At 71.4% G+C, this 458-nt stretch carries 1 protein-coding gene; it reads left to right on the top strand.

Annotated features, from left to right (window positions below; all coding sequences use genetic code 11):
* Positions 1-458 (top strand): hydantoinase B/oxoprolinase family protein (locus BN4575_RS20720; RefSeq protein ID WP_141689914.1); only part of this gene is annotated, 458 nt, incomplete at both ends.

Genomic DNA, 458 nt, shown 5'->3' with positions numbered 1-458 from the left:
ATCAAGGAGCGGCTCGACTTCTCGTGCGCGCTGTTCGACGCCGAGGGCAACCTCATCGCGAACGCCCCGCACATGCCGGTGCACCTCGGCTCGATGGGCGAGTCGATAAGGACGGTGATCGCGCGCAACCCGGGGATGCAGCCGGGCGACGTCTACGTGCTCAACGACCCGTACCACGGCGGCACGCACCTGCCCGACGTGACCGTCGTCACGCCGGTGTGGGACGAGGGGGGCAGCCGCGTGCTGTTCCACGTGGCCTCGCGCGGCCACCACGCCGACATCGGCGGCATCACCCCGGGCTCGATGCCGCCGTTCTCGCGGACCATCGACGAGGAGGGCGTGCTGCTCGACAACGTGAAGCTCGTCGAGGGCGGGCGGCTCCGCGAGGCGGAGATCCTCGCCCTTCTCGGCGGCGGGGCGCACCCGGCGAGGAGCCCGCGGCAGAACCTGGCCGATCT

The sequence above is a fragment of the Aeromonas sp. EERV15 genome (genome assembly GCF_900079845.1).
GTDB classification, from domain to species: domain Bacteria; phylum Pseudomonadota; class Gammaproteobacteria; order Enterobacterales; family Aeromonadaceae; genus Aeromonas; species Aeromonas sobria.
This window is presented reverse-complemented; position numbering and strand designations above follow the sequence as displayed.